Here is a 20,207-nt window from a genome sequence, read left to right on the forward strand (position 1 = left end):
TTGTATAAGAACCGTCCCTAGGATTGGTTCTTTTTTGTTACTAGTAAAGGAGATACCTATGAAATTACATAAAGCGTTAACAATTGCAGGAACAGATCCAACAGGCGGTGCAGGGGTGATGGCGGACTTAAAAAGCTTTCAAAGTCGTCATGTCTATGGGATGGCTGTTATTACATCCGTAGTGGCACAAAACACAAGAGGTGTAACGCAAATTGCCCATATGGATGTATCCATGATTGAAGCACAGTTACAATCGGTGTATACAGACATTGTACCGGAAGCAGTGAAAACTGGCATGTTAGCCACAGCAGAGATGATGGAACTCATCGGGACATATATAGATCCTAAGGTACCCTATGTGTTAGACCCTGTGATGATTGCCACCAGCGGGGATCGATTGATTTCCGATGAGGCGGTGAAAGCTTTACAAAGTACATTGATTCCGAAAGCGACCTTGATTACACCGAACCGTAGCGAAGCCGAAGTACTGGCAGATATGAAAATTGATACGGTAGAAGCTTTGCATACAGCAGGGATTCGCATTTTACAAGAATTAGGTCCTCAAGCAGTGATCATCAAAGGTGGTCACATCGGAGATGAGGCCACAGATTACTTGTTTATAAAAGATACCATGTCCATGCGTCGCTCTTGGACAAGTCCTAAATACGACACAGTACATACACACGGCACAGGTTGTACTTTCTCCGCTGTCATTACAGCAGAACTAGCTAAAGGAAAATCTTTGGAAGATGCGATTACCATTGGTAAAGAATATATCCGATTAGCTATTTTGCATAACCCTGGGCTGGGTACAGGCAATGGACCGGTGAATCATATGGCCTATGGGGATGAATATTCTGAGTAATACAGGTATGATCCATATCATATCGACTATACTTGGTGTCATGGTATACTATAAGTGATCTTTTATAGTTGGCATTAAAGAAACGAGGATTATTTTGAAACATCATGATATAGATACAGTGCGCTCCATGATGGGATTATACTTCATTTGTGGAACACCGAATACGAAGGATATTCACAAGACCCTTACAGAAGCTTGTAAAGGGGGTATTACTTGCTTTCAACTTCGTGAAAAAGGAGAAGGTGCTTTAGGAGGTGACGAAAAAGAACAGTTGGCACGAGAGTTGCAACACATTTGTAAGGAATATGGAGTTCCTTTCATCATTAATGATGATGTAGAATTAGCTGAAAAGATAGGCGCTGCTGGCGTCCATGTGGGACAAGACGATATGGACCTTGACGAAGTACGCAAACGATTGCCTCACGCTATTGTGGGTACGTCCATTAATTCTGTGGAAGAGTTAGAGAATACAAAGTTGGACTATGTGGATTATATCGGTGTAGGTCCTATGTACGAAACAAGCACAAAAAAAGATGCCAAAACTGTGCGAGGGCCCGAATTAATTTTAGCTTTACGTGCTCATAACCCGACAATTCCAATGGTGGCTATTGGTGGCATTAATCGAGATAACTTTGATGATGTCTTAGCGGAACCAGTGGACGGTATTGCGGTAATCTCAGCTATCACAGAAATGGAAGACATCGAATATGAAACGGCCATGTGGATAGAGAACATGGAATGGTGTAAGATGTTCTTGGAAAAATAATATACAGAACATATTGCTAGACCTTTGTGGTACAGGGGGATAGTAAAAGCAATTAAGAACTTACATCAGTAATTCAGCGGATACACCTTGACACTAATCCCTTTTATCCATACAATAGTATATATACATAAGTGATGAAGCAGAGGAGTATACTCCCGTTAGCGAGTGAGGACGGTGAAAGCTCACAAATGAGTAGAAGGCGCTGTGGAGCATGGGCAGGAACGTTGTACCATACTAGGTATGGACAATTAGTAAAGGCTATTTTTTAAAAGAGGGCATTAGCCAATTAGGGTGGAACCGCGGGTATATCTCGTCCCTGTAGCGATTTTCGTTGCAGGGACTTTTTTTATTCCCTGTAAAACATAAGGAGGAATGGAAATGACATTTCAAGAGATGATTTTTACACTCCAAAACTTCTGGGGTGAACAAGGTTGCATTTTGCAACAACCATATGACATTGAAAAAGGGGCGGGTACTATGAACCCTGCTACGTTCTTACATGCATTGGGACCAGAACCATGGTCTGTATGTTATGTAGAACCATCCCGTCGTCCTGCGGATGGCCGTTATGGTGACAATCCGAACCGTTTATTTCAACATCATCAATTCCAAGTGATTATTAAACCTTCTCCAGACAATATTCAAGAATTATACTTGCAAAGTTTGGCTGCTCTTGGCATTCATGCAGAAGATCACGATATCCGTTTCGTAGAGGATAACTGGGAGTCTCCAACATTGGGCGCTTGGGGCCTTGGTTGGGAAGTCTGGTTAGACGGCATGGAAGTAACGCAGTTTACGTACTTCCAACAAGTGGGATCTATCGATGTAAAACCAGTGTCCGTAGAAATTACATACGGCTTAGAACGTTTGGCTATGTACATTCAAGGCGTAGAAAATGTATACGATTTGCAATGGAACGAACAATATACATACGGCGATGTATGGCATGCGAACGAAGTAGAACAATCTACGTACAGCTTTGAATTAGCAGATACAGATATGTTATTCAAATTGTTCGATATGTACGAAGCAGAGGCGACACGTGTATGTCAATTAGGTTTCGTGTTGCCGGCTTACGATTATGTGTTGAAATGTTCTCACACATTCAACTTGCTAGATGCACGTGGTGCCATTTCTATTTCTGAAAGAACAGCTTTCATCGGTCGTGTTCGTAACATGGCTCGTATTTGTGCACAAAACTATTTGGCGAAACGAGAAGAACTTGGTTTCCCATTGTTGAAAGGAGATAAATAAGATGGCTAAGGATTTACTCTTTGAAATTGGGGCAGAAGAAATTCCTGCAGGATTTTTGCCAAATATTATTAAACAATTAGGTGAATTAGCAACAGCTGCATTGGCAGAGCGTCACATTCCACATGGCGCTGTAAAAGTCTATGCCACACCTCGCCGTGTTGCATTACTCATCAATGACGTAGCAGAACGTGGTGAAGATGTTCATGAAACACATAAAGGTCCATCTGTATCCATTGCTTATGATGCTGACGGCAATGCTACAAAAGCAGCCATCGGTTTTGCTCGTGGTAAAGGATTAGATGTATCTGAATTAAAAGTAGTAGATGGTTACATCTTTGCGGACACAACAACAGCTGGTTTAGATACAAAAGAAGTCTTATCTGACGTATTACCATCCTTGATTACAGGTTTAAGTTTCCCTAAATCCATGCATTGGGGCGATTTAGAAGAACGGTTCGTTCGTCCAGTACGTTGGTTGGTGGCATTATTTGGACAAGACGTAGTGCCGGTGATATTTGCCAATGTAACAAGTACAAATGTAAGCCGTGGACATCGTTTCCTTGGTGAGTCTGAATTGACTATTACAGAACCAAAAGACTATGTGGATACATTAACTAAGAACTTTATTATGATCGACCAAGACGTTCGCCGTGAGACGATCCGTAAACAATTAACAGAATTAGCAGCCACTAAAGGGGCTACTGTGGTGTGGGATGAAGATTTATTAGACGAAGTTACATTCTTAGTAGAATATCCAACAGCACTTTGTGGTACTTTTGATGAAAGCTATTTAGCGTTACCATCAGACTGTATTATTACACCAATGAAAGACCATCAACGCTATTTCCCAATGGTGGATGGCAAAGGAACATTACTTCCTATGTTCTTAACTGTTCGCAATGGGGATAGCAAATCTCTAGAAGTGGTAGCAGCTGGTAATGAACGTGTACTTCGTGCTCGTTTAGACGATGCGAAATTCTTCTTTAATGAAGACCGTAAAACGCCATTAGCTGGTCGTTATGAAGCATTGACAAAAATTGTCTTCCAAGAAGGTTTGGGCAATTTAAAAGATAAAACAGAACGTCTCTTAACATTAGGTGCTGCCTTAGCACAAGAAGTAGGCTTTACAGATACAGTTACTTTAGAACGCGCTACACATCTTGCTAAAACCGACTTAACGACAGGTATGGTGAGCGAATTTACTGAATTACAAGGTATTATGGGTAAAGAATATGCTCTACTAGATGGTGAAACTCCAGCTGTAGGGGAAGCAATTTTTGAACAATACTTGCCTCGTTTTGCAGGGGATATCTTACCAAGTACCGATGCAGGTCGTATTTTGAGTATCGTTGATAAAGTAGATACCATTGTAGCTACGTTCAGCCGTGGTTTAATTCCAACAGGTTCCCAAGATCCATATGCATTACGCCGTCAAACGATTGGTATCATCAACATTTTGATGGATAGTAAATGGTCTTTATCCATGCGTCCAATCTGGATGAAAGCAATGGAATTATTAGGCGTGGCTAGTGAAAAACAAGAAGAATTACTAGGTCAATTAGAAAACTTCTTCATCCTTCGCTTGAAAAATATCTTGCTAGAACAAGGCATGCCATACCAAGTAGTGGATATTGTATTGAGCCAAGAGACTGTCACAGTTGCTTTAGCAGAAGGTTTGGGACAAGCCTTAACAGCAAACCGTATTGATGAAAACGAACCATTAATGCAGGCTTACACACGTATTTTTAATATGGTAAAAGATGTGACTTTCACAGGCGTTGACGAATCCTTGTTAAAAGAAGATTCTGAACAAGCCTTGTACAAAGCGGCATTGCCGGTATATACAACAAATCGTAATGCCTTAGAAGCTGGGGACTATGTGAAAGCTGTAAGCTTGGCAGAATCCTTGGTGCCATATATTGAAACATTCTTTGAACATGTTATGGTTATGGATAAAGACGAAACAGTGAAGCAAAATCGTCTTCAATTATTACGTATGACTTACGAAGTAAGTAACTTAGGTAAATTGAAATAAAATCTTATGATTATTACAGTACTCACATTTTTTGCGAATGTATTTATCATTGGCAGTATTCTGTACATGTACCAAGTTATCTTTGGTCCTATTGATCATCCTTTTCTGATGAAAGCGATGGACCTCTTTCATGTGCGTATTAACCTGGAAAATATTAGCTATGCCGTAGCAGGTACATCTGTGTTACTTGTGGCGGCACTAGCGCAAATTCCTTGGTTTCATCGCATTACCATGTGGCTCTATGGGGGACGTCGTCCTATAGGGCAAGAAGTAGAGATTCTACAGATGATTCAGAAGGATATACAAAACCATACTGGTATCGATATGTCGCAATTCGACTGGTTTATCAAAAATGATGATTCTATCAATGCTTTTGCAATGGGGCATAATCGAATTTGTATTAATACGGGGGCTATCATACAGTTGCCATATGATGAATTATTGGGCATAGTGGCTCACGAAATGGGACATATTCATCATAAAGATGGGGCCTACGGATTTTCTTGTTTCTATATGAACTATTTGGGACAAATGTGCATTCGTGTGTACGAACTATTTGCGCGTGTCATATTATGGATTCAATATTTGCGACTACCGATAATTACATTCATTGTGCAAATCTTCTACCTTTGCGTGGTATTGCAGATACTTTTCATGCAGTGGGTTATTAAAGCGCCTTTGATCATTATTGACTTATTCACAGGTAGACGAGCCGAATATCGGGCAGATAAATATGCTTATGAAATCGGCTTAGGCGCTGAATTACATAATGCATTAGTTACCTTACGCAACTATACAGTTGAAACTGGTGAAAGTGGGCTCATTAGCAAACTCTATAGCACACATCCAGCTACAGAAAAACGTATCGAACGATTGCGACAATATGTAGAGGGGAAGATAAAATAAATTTTACATTTCCCTCTTGCATAAAAACTTTTATTTATGATAGAATAGTACTGTTAATTTGAGATGGTCCTCTGCTTATAAGGTGTAAGTAATGAACGTCTGCAAAATAGGAGGAAAAAATCGTGAATATTATTGATGTATTAGAAAAAGAACAGCTTCGCTCTGACATTCCTGAGTTCCGCGCTGGTGATACTGTAAAAGTACACGTAAAAGTTGTGGAAGGTAGCCGTGAACGTATTCAGGTTTTCGAAGGTTTAGTAATCAACCGTCAAGGTGGTTCCGTTCGTGAAACTTTCACAGTTCGTCGTATCGCTTCTGGCGTTGGTGTTGAACGTGTATTCCCACTTCACAGCCCACGTCTAGCAAAAATCGAAGTAACTCGTCGCGGTATCGTTCGTCGTGCTAAATTGTACTACTTACGTAACCTTACTGGTAAAGCTGCTCGTATTCGCGAAAAACGCTAATTTAAAAGGGTTAGCCATGAGACGTAAGTCTATGGCTAGCCTTTTTTTATTTCCTTTAGAAACTGCTAAATAGTAGGGCATATTAGTTATGAAATCCTAGATGAGAGTTTGCTACTTGATAGTCAATTTTATATACTTTCATAAAATGTAGATAGTTTGATAGTAGTATGTCATAAAAGATATTAAATTAGCAGAAAAAAATAACCGTAAAATGAGCATATGATATAGATAATAGACGAATAGGTGAAGTATGAGTCAAGAAATTTTTCCGATCGTGCAGTGGTTCCCAGGTCATATGGCAAAAGCCACTCGCATGATTACGGAACATAAAAAGAAAGTTGATGTGGTTATCGAATTACTAGATGCACGTATTCCTCGCAGTAGTGCGAATCCAGTTATTCGCGAGTTGATAGGCGATAAGCCACATGTAGTGATTTTAAATAAATGCGATTTGGCAAATCCAAAAGCTACAAAAGAATGGATTGAATTTTTCAAAAATGAAGGTATTCATGCTATTGCTATTGATTCTAAAAATGGCAAAGGAAATAAGCAACTCGTGAAAACTGTAGAATCCTTAGCACAGCCCATTATCGATAGATGGCTAAAAAAAGGAATTAAAGGTCGTACTGTGCGCACTATGATTCTAGGGATACCCAATGTAGGTAAATCTACATTAATTAATAAACTAGCTGGTTCTGCAGCGACAAGAACTGCCAATAAACCGGGTCATACTCGGGGTCAACAATGGGTGAAAGTAGGTAAAAATCTAGAATTATTAGATACGCCAGGTGTATTATGGCCTAAGTTTGAAGACCAACGAGCAGCAGCTCGGTTAGCGATGACAGGAGCTATTTCCGACGATGTGTATGATTTAGATTCTGTTATTAAGCAGTTGTTGGCATATTTAGAAGAGTATGAACCGACATTATTGCATGAGCGTTATAAATTGACGGAAGAAGAGCGTACATCCGTAGATACCATGTTAGAGGCTATTGGTCGTCGTCGTGGTTGTTTGGTAAGCGGTGGCGTCGTGGATTATGACAAGGTGCGCCGTGTGATTTTGACGGATTACAGAAATAACAAATTGGGATACATTACCTTTGATGGCGTCGATGAGGAGCCGTACTATGTTGACGAAGAGTGAGTTTCAGGAACTTAAAGTTAAAGATATTAAAAATCTACTGCAAGGTGAATGCCCTTTTGATTATGTACAATGGGCATTAGAAGATTCTCGTGAATCCGTGAAACACGCAGCTGGTGTGTATTTACGAAAGCAGAAAAAAGTCTTAGAAGAGCAACAGCGTTTGGAAGCCATGTACACCTATGAAGAAAGTTTTTATGAAGAAGGAAAATTTTTAGTGGCTGGTGTAGATGAAGTGGGTAGAGGTCCTATTGCAGGTCCTGTGACAGTAGCAGCTGTTATTTTACCACCTCATTGCAAACTAGTAGGCCTGAATGACTCTAAAAAACTGAGTCCAGAAAAACGAGATGCCTTATTTGAACAAATCATGGAGGTAGCAGTAGCGGTGCACTGTGTGTCATATGAGGCAGAAGTCATTGATACACTCAATATTTATGAAGCTACACGACAAGCTATGTATGAGGCGATTCGTAATTTACCAGTACAAGCAGAGGCTGTATTATCGGATGCGATGAAATTACCAGATTTAACGATACCTGTAGAATCTTTGATTAAGGGAGACTCTAAAAGTGCATCTATTGCGGCTGCTTCCATTGTAGCAAAGGTAACACGGGACCGCTTCATGGAATCTATGGACGAAGAGTATCCAGGATTTGGGTTTGCGATCCATAAAGGATATTATACAGATGTACATAAGCAGGCCATAAAAGACCTTGGCATTACACCATTACATCGTCATAGTTTTGAACCTATCAAATCGATTGTGGCAGGTAAGCCTGTAGAAGAAATCTAAGTATTAGTATATCGTTTAGGTTATACATGCTTAGGATAGCTATAAAGATATCTCTGCCTATAGCAATTTCATTGTTTGAAAATAGTTATAATATTATATTACTTATAAAAGCATTCTTATAGAGTATTCTATGAGGATGCTTTTTTGCATATCGATAATTGTATATGGATTATAACACTCTTAGTAGAGTACCCTCCTAACAGTGTGGGTTGTACGGTTTACATTCTTTTGTAATGAAAGTAATGTAGAACTAAGGAGGTGCCTATGAACCACATTGAATTAGGAAGATACGGTGAAGACCTAGCTACCAACTATTTAAAAAGCCAAGGCTATGATGTGTTGGAACGAAATATACGCTATCGATTTGGTGAAGTAGATATTATTGCTAAAAAAGAAAATATGCTCATTGTGGTTGAGGTGAAAACGAGACGGACCCAAACCTATGGGATGCCCTGCGAGGCAGTGCATTGGAAAAAGAAACAACATATACGTCATGTTATATCTATGTTTTTGGCTACCCGTGATATAGAGTATGAATCTATACGATTTGATGTCATAGAAGTATATGTGCCTCAAGTGGGAGATTCTGAATTACGGCATATAAAAGCGTGTCATTTATAAGATGGGAGGAGTATCATGTATGCAAAAACCTATGGAGTATGTGTGAGTGGTATTGATGGATATGTGGTGACTGTAGAAGTAGATATTAGCCCAGGTCTACCAAGCTTTGATATTGTTGGCTTACCAGCGACCTCTGTGAAAGAGGCAAAAGAGAGAGTACGATCGGCTATCAAGAATGGGGGCTTTGAGTTTCCTATGAAGAGAATTGTGGTCAATCTAGCACCTGCCCATATTCGTAAAGATGGGTCTTCTTTAGATTTAGCTATTGCCATGGGAATTTTAGCTGCTCAAGAATCGGGAAAACATAAGAAAAAGGAGTCTATACATTGGAATCACCATATATTTATAGGAGAATTATCGTTAGATGGTTCTTTACAACCAGTGATGGGAATGTTATCTATGGTGATGGGAGTGACAAATCAGGAGTTAGGGAATGACAATAGTTATCTTTCTAAGGTAGAAGATATTATAGTGCCTATAGGAAATCATGAAGAGGCTATTAGTGGGTCCTCTATACCTGTATATGGATTATCTACATTAGCTGAAGTGGTGGAAGTATTAGAAGATTCTGAAAAGAAAGAAAATCTATGTGCGCAGATAGCTATAGTGCCATCAAAATATAGTGCGGAAATACTAGATTTACAAGATGTAAAAGGGCAAGTAATGGCAAAACGGGCCTTAGAAATATCTGCTGCTGGTGGTCATCATTTACTGATGACAGGACCTCCAGGTTCGGGAAAAACCATGTTAGCTAAACGATTGCCGTTTTTATTGCCTCCTCTTTCACGGGAGGAGCAACTAGAGGTAAGCCGCATTTATAGTGTAATGGGTTTATTAAAAAGTGGCCGATTAATGGAACAACGACCATTTCGCAGTCCTCATCATACGAGTACATTAGTGGCTATGGCGGGAGGAGGACAACCGCCAAAACCAGGAGAAATTACCTTGGCACATAAAGGCGTTTTATTTTTGGATGAAGCACCAGAATTTCGTAGGCCCGTCATAGAGGTTCTGAGACAGCCCTTAGAAGAACGACAAGTACATATTGCACGCATCGGAATGGCAACTACCTATCCCAGTGATTGTATTGTTGTCATGGCTATGAATCCATGTCCATGTGGATGGTTTGGAACGGAAGAAGATCATCGATGTACTTGTACAGCTACGCAAATTCAAAGATACCAACGAGTGTTATCAGGACCTATTTTGGATAGAATGGATCTAGTAGTACCCGTAGAAAGACCTACTTTAACAGAGATATATGCCCCTAAGGATGAAGTTAGTACAGAGCAAGTACGTAGCCGTGTTATCCGTGCTAGATCTATGCAAGCTGAAAGATATAAAGGAACGAATATTGGGGTGAACTCACATTTAAGTCATAGTGATATAGAAATGTATGTGAAACTTTCTAAGCAAGCTAAAGAATTGCTAGATTCAGCTTTTACTACATTACATTTGAGTTTACGTAGCTATGACCGCATTATCAAAGTGGCAAGAACAATCGCTGATTTAGCAGAATCTGAGGAGATTTTAACAGACCATGTGGCAGAAGCTTTGAGTTATCGGCAAGTACAGGAGGGATTATAAATGAAAGATGAAATTTATGCGAGTGCTCTCCAACATGTAGTAGGATTAGGAAATGCAAGCTTAGGTAATTTGTTTACCTATTACGAAAGTGCCAAAGAAGCTTGGCATCATGTGTTATATCACAATGTGGAACCATCATTGGGTTGTAAATATGAATTATTTGATGAAATTCGCCGTCCTATCAATGAAAGCTTTCTATTACAATTAGAAGAAGATTTAGAGCGTTATCATATGGAAGTGATTACTTGGGAATCTCCATACTATCCAAAATCTTTATTAGAAATTTATAATAGTCCCCGAGTGTTGTATGGACGTGGAAATATAGAAGTGTTGCAACATATGGATCGTTCTTTGGCGATGGTAGGCGCTAGAAAGTGCTCTACCTATGGTGTACAAGTAGCTAGACACTTTGGACGGGCTTTATCTAATTTAGGCATTATTGTTGTTAGTGGAGGCGCCATGGGAATCGATCGTGCTAGCCATGAAGGGGCCTTGCAAGGACAAACTCCAACGATTGCTGTTATGGGCTGCGGTTTAAATGTAACCTATCCAAGAACAAACCGAAATTTATTTTTAGAAATTTTAGAAAAAGATGGATTGCTATTATCAGAATATGGACCGCACATGCAAGCAAAGAGTCATCACTTTCCTTCTCGAAATCGAATTATCAGCGGTATGACGAGAGGCACTATTGTTGTGGAAGCAAAAGCTAGTAGCGGATCTTTGATTACTGCTGATATGGCGATTAATGAAGGGAGAGATGTATTTACCATACCTGGTAATGTATTGACGCATACTTGTGATGGAAATCATTGGCTTATTCAACAAGGAGCTACGGTATTAACAGATCCTGAACAAGTATTGCGTGAATATGGTTGGCAAAAAGTCGCAAAGTATAGTAACATGGATAGTAATAAAGTAAACATAGTGAATGAAGAAGAACAAAGTGTGTTGAAGGCCATGAATCCTGGTGGAAATACAACGATTGAAGAACTTGTACATACCACGCAATTGTCTTTATCAAATCTTCATACATTGCTGTTACAATTAGAGCTAAAACAAATGATTACACATACCCCGCAGGGGTACGTGCTACATACTTAGAGGAGGAAGATTTTTGGCCATTACTAGATCCTTCGTTACAGGGGAGAAGAAAAAAGACAAAGATACAAAAGAAGCTGTCAAATCAAGCGCCAAAGCACCAGAGTCTAGACCTTTGGTCATGCGTCCGGAACCGATTGAAATAGAGCATAAACGGACTTTCAAAAAAGATGGAAAAACTTTAATCATCGTGGAATCACCAGCAAAGTCAAAGACCATTGAAAAATTTTTAGGTGATGATTATGTGGTAAAAGCTAGCATGGGCCATTTAAGGGATTTACCTAAAATGCAAATGGGTGTATCTATAACTAATGGTTTTTTACCTAGATATTTGAATGTACCAGGTAGAAAGGCTGTTATTGAAGATTTGCGCAAAGAAGCAGATAAGGCGAAGGCTGTGTATCTGGCAACTGACCCTGACCGTGAAGGAGAAGCCATCTCTTGGCATTTAGCACATATTTTAAATATAGATGGTACTACACCATGTCGAGTGACTTTCAATGAGATTACCAAGCATGCTATTCAAGAGGCGATGGCAACACCTAGACCGATTGATATGCATATGGTGGATGCTCAACAGGCTCGTCGTGTATTGGACCGTATTGTAGGTTATAAATTAAGCCCTTTGCTGTGGAAAAAGATTTGCAAAGGACTTAGTGCTGGACGTGTTCAATCTGTAGCGGTACGCATTATCTGCGATCGGGAACGAGAAATTCAAGCATTTATTCCAGAAGAATATTGGACTATTGAAGGCGTGTATCAAACAGCTAAGAATGAACAATTTGATGTGGTAGTGACACACAAAGGTGATGAAAAGCTAACGATTTCTAATGAGATAGAAAGTAATGAAGTGTTACGTGTTATTCGTGACCGTGAAAGTGTAGTTAGTTCTGTACAATCAAAACAACGTAGTCGCAAAGCACCAGCTCCATTTACGACGTCAACGATGCAACAAGAAGGTGTACGCAAACTGAATATGAATGCAAAACGCATTATGTCTGCAGCACAACATTTATATGAAGGTAAAGAAATTGGGGGCTATGGTCATGTAGGTTTAATTACCTATATGCGTACAGATTCCACTCGGGTATCAAAGGAAATGCAAGAAGCGGCTAAAGCCTATATTCTCAAGACCTTTGGGAAGGAGTTTTATCCGAGTAAACCAAATGTATTTGGAGCGAAGGCGAATGCTCAAGATGCGCATGAAGCGATTCGTCCTACCATGTTGGAATTACCACCTAAAGCGGTAGCGTCCTATCTATCTAGTGATGAGTTAAAATTATATACCTTGATTTGGAATCGATTTTTAGCGAGTCAAATGGCTCCACAGAAAAGTGAAACTATAACTATGCAATTTCATGTAGATGAGTATACATTGAAGTCTTCAGGGAATCGTGTATTATTTAAAGGTTTTACAGAAGTCTATGAAGACGCTAAAAAAGAGGATGACCATATACTGCCAGCCCTAGAGGAAGGGCAAGCTATTATGCCTATCTCTATGGATGGTATACAGCATTTTACGCAACCTCCAAGCCGTTATTCTGAGGCAGGTCTTATCAAAGTATTAGAAGAACAGGGAATTGGTCGGCCAAGTACGTATGCAGCTACTATTGATACGATCTTAAAACGGAATTATGTGGAGCGTAAGGATAAACAATTTATTCCTACTGATTTAGGATTTGCCGTGGTGGAATTTTTAACAACTCATTTTGAAAAGTTCATTAATACGAAATTTACTGCCTCTATGGAGGAAGATTTAGACCATATTGCACAAGGGACTAACTTCTACGAAGCTGTTATCCATTCATTTTATGATAGTTTTGAGAAGGAATTATACACAGCTGAATCGGCTGAGAAGATAGAACTGGAGGCAGAAAAGAGTGGTATCCTTTGTGAAAAATGTGGACATGATATGGTCTATAAACTAGGACCTTATGGTAAATATTTAGCATGTTCTAACTTTCCAGATTGTCGAAATATTAAGTCCATTACAGTTAGCACGGGAGTGACATGTCCTAAATGTAAATCTCATGAGATTTTAGAACGTAAATCCAAGAGAGGTCGTGTCTTTTATGGTTGTGAAGGGTATCCATCTTGTGATTTTACAATGTGGGATAAACCTATTGATAAAACTTGTCCCGTTTGTGGTAGCTTAATGGTTGAAAAAGTATATAAAAATGGCAATAAGAAAGAGTTTTGTTCCAATCCTGACTGTGAAACAAGGCCAAAACGTAAACCTAGAACAAAGAAAGAAGATAAAGAATGAAAGATTTTGTAACTATTATTGGAGCTGGTCTTGCTGGCTCTGAGGCAGCCTATCAACTGGCTAAGCGTGGTATCCCTGTGCACTTATATGAAATGCGTCCCAAAGTGTCTTCACCGGCTCACCATACAGATCAATTTGCAGAGTTAGTATGTTCTAACTCTTTGCGTGCGAATACGATAGAAAATGCAGTGGGGCTTTTGAAAGAAGAAATGCGTCGTTTAGACTCTTTAATCATGGAATCTGCCGATGCTACTCAAGTTCCAGCAGGTGGTGCCTTGGCCGTAGATCGTCATGCTTTTAGCAAAAGGGTCACAGAACGTATTAAAGAACACCCTTTAATCACCGTGATTCATGAAGAAGTGACAGAGATTCCAACAGAAGGTATTGTTATTTTTGCAAGTGGTCCACTCACATCAGAAGCATTAGGGACTAAGATTAAAGAGTTGACTGGTTCTAAAGATTTTTATTTCTATGATGCGGCAGCGCCGATTGTAACAGCAGAGTCTTTGAATTACGATAAAGTATTTGCAGCCTCACGGTATGATAAAGGGGATGCAGATTATTTAAACTGCCCTATGACGAAAGAAGAATATGATGCTTTCTATGAAGCGTTAACTACAGCCGATGTAGTACAACCAAAAGATTTTGAAAAAGAAATTTATTTTGAAGGATGTATGCCTGTAGAAATTATGGCATCTCGAGGGGTAGATACATTGCGCTATGGGCCTTTGAAACCGGTTGGTCTTGTAGATCCACGGAACAATATTGAGTGGCATGCAGTAGTGCAGTTGCGTAAGGAAAATAAAGAAGCCACTATGTACAACTTAGTAGGCTTTCAAACGCATTTAAAATGGGGCGAACAAAAACGAGTATTCCAAATGATTCCAGGGTTAGAGAATGCTGAATTTATTCGCTATGGCGTCATGCATCGTAACACGTATATTAACTCTCCAGAACTGTTGAACCAAGCATTCCAACTACAATCTAATACACGATTGTTTTTTGCTGGTCAAATGACAGGTGTGGAAGGGTATCTAGAATCAGCAGCTGCAGGTATGATGGTAGCTATTCAAGTGGCGCGTATGTTGCATGGTAAAGAATTTGTTACATTCCCTAAAACAACGGCTCTTGGTGGGTTAAGTCATTATATTAGTGCCTATGAAGGTTCTAATTTCCAACCAATGAATGTCAATTTCGGTATCATGGAACCTTGGGGCGCTAAAGTGCGTAAGAAAAAAGAAAAAAATGCATTAATTGCGCAACGTGCTTTAGAAGAATTAGAGGCATTAATTGTAGCAGAAGAGTTACTGTCTTAATGAATAGTTTTGTACTTGACAGATATAGTGCTTTACATATACAAAGGCAAGAGAATTTTATAATATTTGAAATTTTATAGATAAGAAAAAGAGGAAAGGATTTGCTATGTGCAATCCTTTCCTCTTTATATTTGTTATTAGTTTGATTTTATAGGCATCATTTTGTGTTGAAACTAATGAATTATTATTTTCCTTTTTTGCCTTTCTCTGTAGAGAATATATGTGTATCTGCTGTTCCTTTATAATGAAGGTATAGCCAGATGCCAAAGGATACAGCCATGACAATTAAGCTTGTAACTTGCGCAGATTTAAAGCCTAATGTTAAGTTTACATAATCTCCACGTAGGAATTCTAAGAAGAATCGTAAGCCGGAATACAAGAATGCATATAAACAGAAAATTTGCCCTTTTTTATGAGGGAACACGTTAGCCAATAGTAAGATAACAAACAAAATAATATCTACTTGACCTTCCCATATTTCAGCAGGCCATAATGGTTGATTACCATAAGTGCGGTATGCCAAGGTAGTTTCTGGATAGAGAATACCAAAGTTTCCCCCAGTAGGGTGACCAAAGGCATCACCATTCATGACATTCGCCATACGTCCCACAGATTGACCTACCATAAGGGCTGGTGCAAATAAATCAGCAAATGCCCAAGGGTCAACATGTTGTTTTTTTAAATAATAAATTCCAGCAATAGCACCTAACAATACGCCGCCTTGGATAGCCATACCACCTTGCCATACGTATGGAATTTCCAATAAATGATTGTGATAGTATCCCCAGTCAAAGAAAAACACATCCCATAGTCGAGCACCGATGATACCAGCTATAGCAACAGTAATGGTGAAATCTACTATATATTTTTCCCATCCCCGGCCATCTTTTTTCATAATGAAGTAGCCTACAATGGCAGCACTAATAATACCTAAAGCGAGAAGTAAACCGTAGGCTCTTATAGGAAAGCCTCCGATAAAAAATAAATATTGATACATAGTACCTCCTAATATTTCTATTACATATATTTTTAATATTCCTACTTTTGTAGTGTACCATAAATTTTAGAGAAATAGTATAGTGTTCCCAATATATAGGATGAATGTGATATAATATAAAGGTTAAAAGGAGCGCTTATGAAACACTTACAATTTATGAAACATATGGTGCTAGGAATATCGGCATTTAGTTTGTTTGCTTCTTATCCAGTGGCAGAGGCAACAATCCATATTCCTTTTCCAGCACTTTCCAATACAACAACAGCAGTAGCACCTACACAATACGTAGGTCCTATGTTACATGTCCCAGAGAAACAAGAAGTTACATTGCCTATTACCATGGTATTTGATCCCATAGTATCAGAAACGGCCTATGATACAAAGTATGTACAGAATGGCACGTCAATCATGTCTCCAAGTTGGTTTGAATTGACAACGTCCGGTCTAAAAGTTAGTCCTAAGCTATCTCATGACTACGTGAATAGTTATAAAGAAAAAGGATATCGTGTATGGCCTTTAATCACAAACCAATTCGATCCAGACATGACTAGTAAAATCCTTGCGAATGAATCGATGTGGGAACGATATAAACAAGGGCTTATTAATTATGCTACAGAGTATGGTTATGATGGATATAATTTTGATTTTGAAAATGTCCACTATAAAGATAAAGCACAGCTAACTAAGTTTGTAGATTTTTTAGCGAAAGGATTACGAACGTATAATATCCATAGCTCTATTGATGTAACGGGATATTCCAATAGTGAAAACTGGTCCTTAGTGTATGACCGTAAGGCCTATGCTGATGCAGTGGATTATGTGGTGCTTATGGCATACGATGAAACGTGGGCATCCAGTGTTACAGCGGGACCAGTCGCCTCTTATCCATGGGTGAGAAAGCATACAGAGCAAATGCTTTCAGAAGTGCCAGCATCAAAACTCGTACTGGGTATTCCATTTTATATGCGTGAATGGTCTGTACCAGTGAAAGGTTCTTGGGAAGGAAAAGCAAAAAGTAAAACCCTTGCTATGACCAAGGCTCTAGATTTAGAACGTGAATACAGAGATGCGTTGCGTTGGGATGATCGTTTAAAAGGTAATTATTTAACATTAACGAATAAAAATGGCGTCTATGGTATCTATGATGAAAAGAAACCATATGAGGGAACACTCACAAAAATCTGGTTTGAAGATCCGCAGTCTTTAAGCTATAAAGTGGGCCTTGTAAAAGAATTCCAACTTGCAGGAGTAGCGGCTTGGCGTAAAGGTTTTGAAGCTTCCGATGTATGGCCAGTGTTGAGTTTTGCTCTAGATAGTGCTACTACAAATAGCACTGAAAAAGGGAAAGCGGATTCAGATAAAAAAGATCATAAAAAAGAAGTAAAAAAACAAGAGAAAAAGAAAGATAAGAAGAAAAAATCTAAACATACAGATACTTCAGAAGTGACAAAGATTTCTAAAGACGGTAAAGAAATTGTGTTAAAGTTTAAGAAACCTCATAAACACTCTGATGAAACAGGTGTTGTAAAGGTTACAAAAGAAAAAAAGTCTTTGCCTAAAGACTAAGATTTGGAGTATACTTAGGAGTATTAATACATACAATTGAGGAGGCATAGCATGTACGAAAAATACGTGGCACAAGACATTGAAAAAAAATGGCAAACATATTGGGAAGAGTCTGGGGTATTTAAAACAGAGTATGACCCAAGTAAAGAAAAATATTATGTGTTAGAAATGTTCCCATACCCATCTGGTAACTTACATATGGGACATGTGCGTAACTATTCGATTGGTGATGTAGTGGCACGTTTCAAAAAAATGCGTGGATTTAATGTATTACATCCAATGGGGTGGGATGCATTTGGTATGCCTGCGGAAAATGCAGCTATTAAAAATGGTGTATCTCCTAAAGATTGGACATTAGATAATATTGCCAACATGACACGTCAGCAAAAAGAGTTGGGTTTATCCTATGATTGGGGCCGTGAAGTTGCGACTTGTAAAGAAGATTACTATCGTTGGACACAATGGATATTCCAACAATTTTATAAAAAAGGCTTGGCCTATAAAAAAGAAGCAAAAGTAAACTGGTGTGAACATGACCATACAGTATTAGCTAACGAACAAGTTATTGATGGCAAATGCTGGCGCTGTGATAATGATGTAGTGAAAAAAGACTTAAAACAATGGTTCTTTAAAATTACAGACTATGCAGATCGTTTGCTAGACGATTTAGATACATTGGACCAATGGCCTGACCGTGTAAAAGCGATGCAACGTAACTGGATCGGTCGCAGTGAAGGTACACAATTTGCTTTTTATGTTCCTAAAATTGATAAATCCTTTGAAGTCTATACTACTCGTGTAGATACTTTATTTGGCGTATCTTATGTAGTATTAGCTCCAGAACATCCATATGTAAAAGAATTGATTCAGGATGCTTCTAATAAAGTAGAGCTAGAGGCGTTCATTGAAACATTGCGTAACCAAAGTGATATTGAGCGTACTTCTACAGAGGCAGAAAAAGTAGGTATGTTCACAGGTTCTTATGCGACACATCCTATAACAGGTAAAGAAGTGCCTATTTGGATTGCTAACTATGTACTAGCAGACTATGGTACAGGCGCTGTTATGGGTGTTCCAGCTCATGATGAAAGAGACTATGCGTTTGCAAAAAAATATAATTTACCTGTGAATTGGGTCATCCAAAATACAGCACAAGATTTGGATTTTGCTTCCTTAGATACAGCATTCACTGAAGATGGTATATTGGTGAACTCCGGCGACTTTAATGGCAAAACTTCTGAAGAAGCGCGTCAAGCATTAGGTGATTACTTCACTGAACAAGGTACAGGTCGTAAAACTGTAAACTTCCGTCTTCGTGACTGGTTGATTTCTCGTCAACGCTATTGGGGTTGCCCTATTCCAGTTGTATACTGTGAAAAATGTGGAGAGCAATTAGTTCCAGAAGATCAATTGCCGGTAAAACTTCCAGAAGATGTATCCTTTGACGGCGGTGCTATCTCTCCATTAGCCACATCTGAAAACTTCCTAAACACAACATGCCCTTGCTGCGGTGGTCCTGCTCGACGTGAAATTGATACCATGGATACATTTATCGATTCTTCTTGGTATTTCTTGCGCTATACAGATGCTCGTAATGACAAAGAAGTGTTTAATAAAGAAATTGCGAAATACTGGATGAATGTAGACCAATACATTGGCGGTATTGAACATGCGATCTTGCACTTATTATATGCACGTTTCTTTGTGAAAGTACTACATGATATCGGTTTAGTAGAAGTGGATGAGCCTTTCAAAGCCTTATTAACACAAGGCATGGTATTAAAAGAAGGTTCTAAAATGTCTAAATCTAAAGGCAATGTAGTATCTCCAGAAGAAATCATTGCCAAATACGGTGCAGATACAGCTCGTTTATTCATCTTATTCGCAGCACCAGTAGATCGTGATTTGGACTGGAGCGACCAAGGGGTAGAAGGTTCCTATCGTTTCTTAGGTCGTGTATGGCGCATTATCGATACATACCAACAATTAGGTACATCAGGACATCATGATAGCTTGTCCAAAGATGAAACAGCATTACGCCGTGAATTACATCGTGCTATCAAAAAAGTAACAGAAGACTTAGATGGTAAATTCAATTTTAACACTGCCATCAGTACTGTTATGGAGTTGGTAAATGCTATGTACCAATTTAAAGATAGCCATGAATCTGTGCAAAGTGATTTAGCAAAAGAACTAGTTGAAAAGTTAACGTTATTGCTAGCACCATTTGTACCGCATATTACTGAAGAAATCTGGCATGAATGTGGATTTGAAGGCTCCGTGCATGCTGCATCTTGGCCTACTTATGAAGAATCTGCTCTAGTGGTAGATGAGGTAGAAGTGGCAGTTCAAGTGAATGGTAAAGTGCGTGATAAATTGACAGTATCTGTTTCATTATCTAAAGAAGAATTAGAAGCAGCTGCGAAAGCATTACCACGTGTACAAGAGTTTACAGAGGGTAAAACTGTTGTGAAAGTGATTGTAGTGCCTAAAAAATTAATTAATATTGTAGTCAAATAAAACGAGGTT

At 39.0% G+C, this 20,207-nt stretch carries 16 protein-coding genes; 15 read left to right on the forward strand and 1 reads right to left on the reverse strand.

All coding sequences use genetic code 11. The features are described from left to right. Positions 1 to 58 precede the first annotated feature (58 nt). The 13 genes from thiD to trmFO all read left to right on the forward strand — a co-directional run bounded on the left by thiD (position 59) and on the right by trmFO (position 15,115). On the forward strand, positions 59 to 865 hold the full coding sequence (gene thiD, locus EO111_RS01940; RefSeq protein ID WP_127010377.1) for a bifunctional hydroxymethylpyrimidine kinase/phosphomethylpyrimidine kinase: 807 nt from the start codon (positions 59 to 61) through the stop codon (positions 863 to 865). A 94-nt stretch (positions 866 to 959) separates the two neighbouring features. Continuing rightward, complete coding sequence (gene thiE, locus EO111_RS01945) at positions 960 to 1,631, forward strand: thiamine phosphate synthase (RefSeq protein WP_206168929.1); 672 nt, start codon at positions 960 to 962, stop codon at positions 1,629 to 1,631. A gap of 378 nt (positions 1,632 to 2,009) precedes the next feature. Further along, entirely contained in the window at positions 2,010 to 2,885 is an 876-nt protein-coding gene (gene glyQ / locus EO111_RS01950) for a glycine--tRNA ligase subunit alpha (protein WP_009354040.1), read from the forward strand. Position 2,886: 1 nt separating this feature from the next. Further along, positions 2,887 to 4,920, forward strand: a complete 2,034-nt coding sequence (gene glyS, locus EO111_RS01955) for a glycine--tRNA ligase subunit beta (protein WP_127010379.1) — start codon at positions 2,887 to 2,889, stop codon at positions 4,918 to 4,920. A 6-nt stretch (positions 4,921 to 4,926) separates the two neighbouring features. After that, a complete protein-coding gene (locus EO111_RS01960; protein WP_127010381.1) occupies positions 4,927 to 5,826 on the forward strand; it encodes a zinc metalloprotease HtpX in 900 nt (299 codons plus the stop codon). A 122-nt stretch (positions 5,827 to 5,948) separates the two neighbouring features. Then, positions 5,949 to 6,290: a 50S ribosomal protein L19 gene (gene rplS, locus EO111_RS01965; RefSeq protein ID WP_009354025.1), complete on the forward strand. Its 342-nt coding sequence runs from the start codon at positions 5,949 to 5,951 to the stop codon at positions 6,288 to 6,290. Positions 6,291 to 6,540: 250 nt separating this feature from the next. Further along, positions 6,541 to 7,434: a ribosome biogenesis GTPase YlqF gene (gene ylqF / locus EO111_RS01970; protein WP_127010383.1), complete on the forward strand. Its 894-nt coding sequence runs from the start codon at positions 6,541 to 6,543 to the stop codon at positions 7,432 to 7,434. Continuing rightward, a complete protein-coding gene (locus EO111_RS01975; RefSeq protein ID WP_127010707.1) occupies positions 7,421 to 8,224 on the forward strand; it encodes a ribonuclease HII in 804 nt (267 codons plus the stop codon). Before ylqF ends, EO111_RS01975 begins: the two co-directional genes overlap by 14 nt. A 264-nt stretch (positions 8,225 to 8,488) precedes the next feature. Then, positions 8,489 to 8,845, forward strand: a complete 357-nt coding sequence (locus tag EO111_RS01980) for a YraN family protein (RefSeq protein ID WP_127010385.1) — start codon at positions 8,489 to 8,491, stop codon at positions 8,843 to 8,845. A 15-nt stretch (positions 8,846 to 8,860) separates the two neighbouring features. Then, positions 8,861 to 10,432 carry a YifB family Mg chelatase-like AAA ATPase gene (locus EO111_RS01985; RefSeq protein WP_127010387.1) on the forward strand — a complete coding sequence of 524 codons (1,572 nt, stop codon included), beginning with the start codon at positions 8,861 to 8,863 and terminating at the stop codon, positions 10,430 to 10,432. Beyond that, positions 10,433 to 11,536: a DNA-processing protein DprA gene (dprA, locus tag EO111_RS01990; protein ID WP_127010390.1), complete on the forward strand. Its 1,104-nt coding sequence runs from the start codon at positions 10,433 to 10,435 to the stop codon at positions 11,534 to 11,536. It abuts the gene before it with no gap. Between the two features lie 13 nt (positions 11,537 to 11,549). Continuing rightward, complete coding sequence (gene topA / locus EO111_RS01995; protein WP_371413117.1) at positions 11,550 to 13,799, forward strand: type I DNA topoisomerase; 2,250 nt, start codon at positions 11,550 to 11,552, stop codon at positions 13,797 to 13,799. Then, on the forward strand, positions 13,796 to 15,115 hold the full coding sequence (trmFO, locus tag EO111_RS02000; protein WP_127010392.1) for a methylenetetrahydrofolate--tRNA-(uracil(54)-C(5))-methyltransferase (FADH(2)-oxidizing) TrmFO: 1,320 nt from the start codon (positions 13,796 to 13,798) through the stop codon (positions 15,113 to 15,115). Before topA ends, trmFO begins: the two co-directional genes overlap by 4 nt. 184 nt (positions 15,116 to 15,299) lie before the next feature. Here trmFO and lgt read toward each other — a convergent pair whose 3' ends face one another. Beyond that, positions 15,300 to 16,112, reverse strand: coding sequence for a prolipoprotein diacylglyceryl transferase (gene lgt, locus EO111_RS02005; RefSeq protein WP_127010394.1), 813 nt, complete (start codon positions 16,110 to 16,112; stop codon positions 15,300 to 15,302). Positions 16,113 to 16,250: 138 nt separating this feature from the next. Here lgt and EO111_RS02010 point away from each other — a divergent pair, with 138 nt between their 5' ends. Further along, positions 16,251 to 17,678 (forward strand): glycosyl hydrolase family 18 protein, encoded by a 1,428-nt coding sequence (locus EO111_RS02010; protein ID WP_127010396.1) that lies wholly within the window; start codon positions 16,251 to 16,253, stop codon positions 17,676 to 17,678. Positions 17,679 to 17,729: 51 nt separating this feature from the next. After that, positions 17,730 to 20,198, forward strand: a complete 2,469-nt coding sequence (gene leuS / locus EO111_RS02015; RefSeq protein ID WP_126940267.1) for a leucine--tRNA ligase — start codon at positions 17,730 to 17,732, stop codon at positions 20,196 to 20,198. Positions 20,199 to 20,207 lie beyond the last annotated feature (9 nt).

The organism is Veillonella sp. CHU594, assembly GCF_003992265.1.
GTDB lineage: Bacteria > Bacillota > Negativicutes > Veillonellales > Veillonellaceae > F0422.

Coding starts and splice junctions, on each gene's coding strand:
- thiD (WP_127010377.1), top strand. CDS start 59: ATGAAATTACATAAAGCGTTAACAATTGCAGGAACAGATCCAACAGGC.
- glyQ (WP_009354040.1), top strand. CDS start 2,010: ATGACATTTCAAGAGATGATTTTTACACTCCAAAACTTCTGGGGTGAA.
- glyS (WP_127010379.1), top strand. CDS start 2,887: ATGGCTAAGGATTTACTCTTTGAAATTGGGGCAGAAGAAATTCCTGCA.
- EO111_RS01960 (WP_127010381.1), top strand. CDS start 4,927: ATGATTATTACAGTACTCACATTTTTTGCGAATGTATTTATCATTGGC.
- ylqF (WP_127010383.1), top strand. CDS start 6,541: ATGAGTCAAGAAATTTTTCCGATCGTGCAGTGGTTCCCAGGTCATATG.
- EO111_RS01980 (WP_127010385.1), top strand. CDS start 8,489: ATGAACCACATTGAATTAGGAAGATACGGTGAAGACCTAGCTACCAAC.
- EO111_RS01985 (WP_127010387.1), top strand. CDS start 8,861: ATGTATGCAAAAACCTATGGAGTATGTGTGAGTGGTATTGATGGATAT.
- dprA (WP_127010390.1), top strand. CDS start 10,433: ATGAAAGATGAAATTTATGCGAGTGCTCTCCAACATGTAGTAGGATTA.
- trmFO (WP_127010392.1), top strand. CDS start 13,796: ATGAAAGATTTTGTAACTATTATTGGAGCTGGTCTTGCTGGCTCTGAG.
- lgt (WP_127010394.1), bottom strand. CDS start 16,112: ATGTATCAATATTTATTTTTTATCGGAGGCTTTCCTATAAGAGCCTAC.
- EO111_RS02010 (WP_127010396.1), top strand. CDS start 16,251: ATGAAACACTTACAATTTATGAAACATATGGTGCTAGGAATATCGGCA.
- leuS (WP_126940267.1), top strand. CDS start 17,730: ATGTACGAAAAATACGTGGCACAAGACATTGAAAAAAAATGGCAAACA.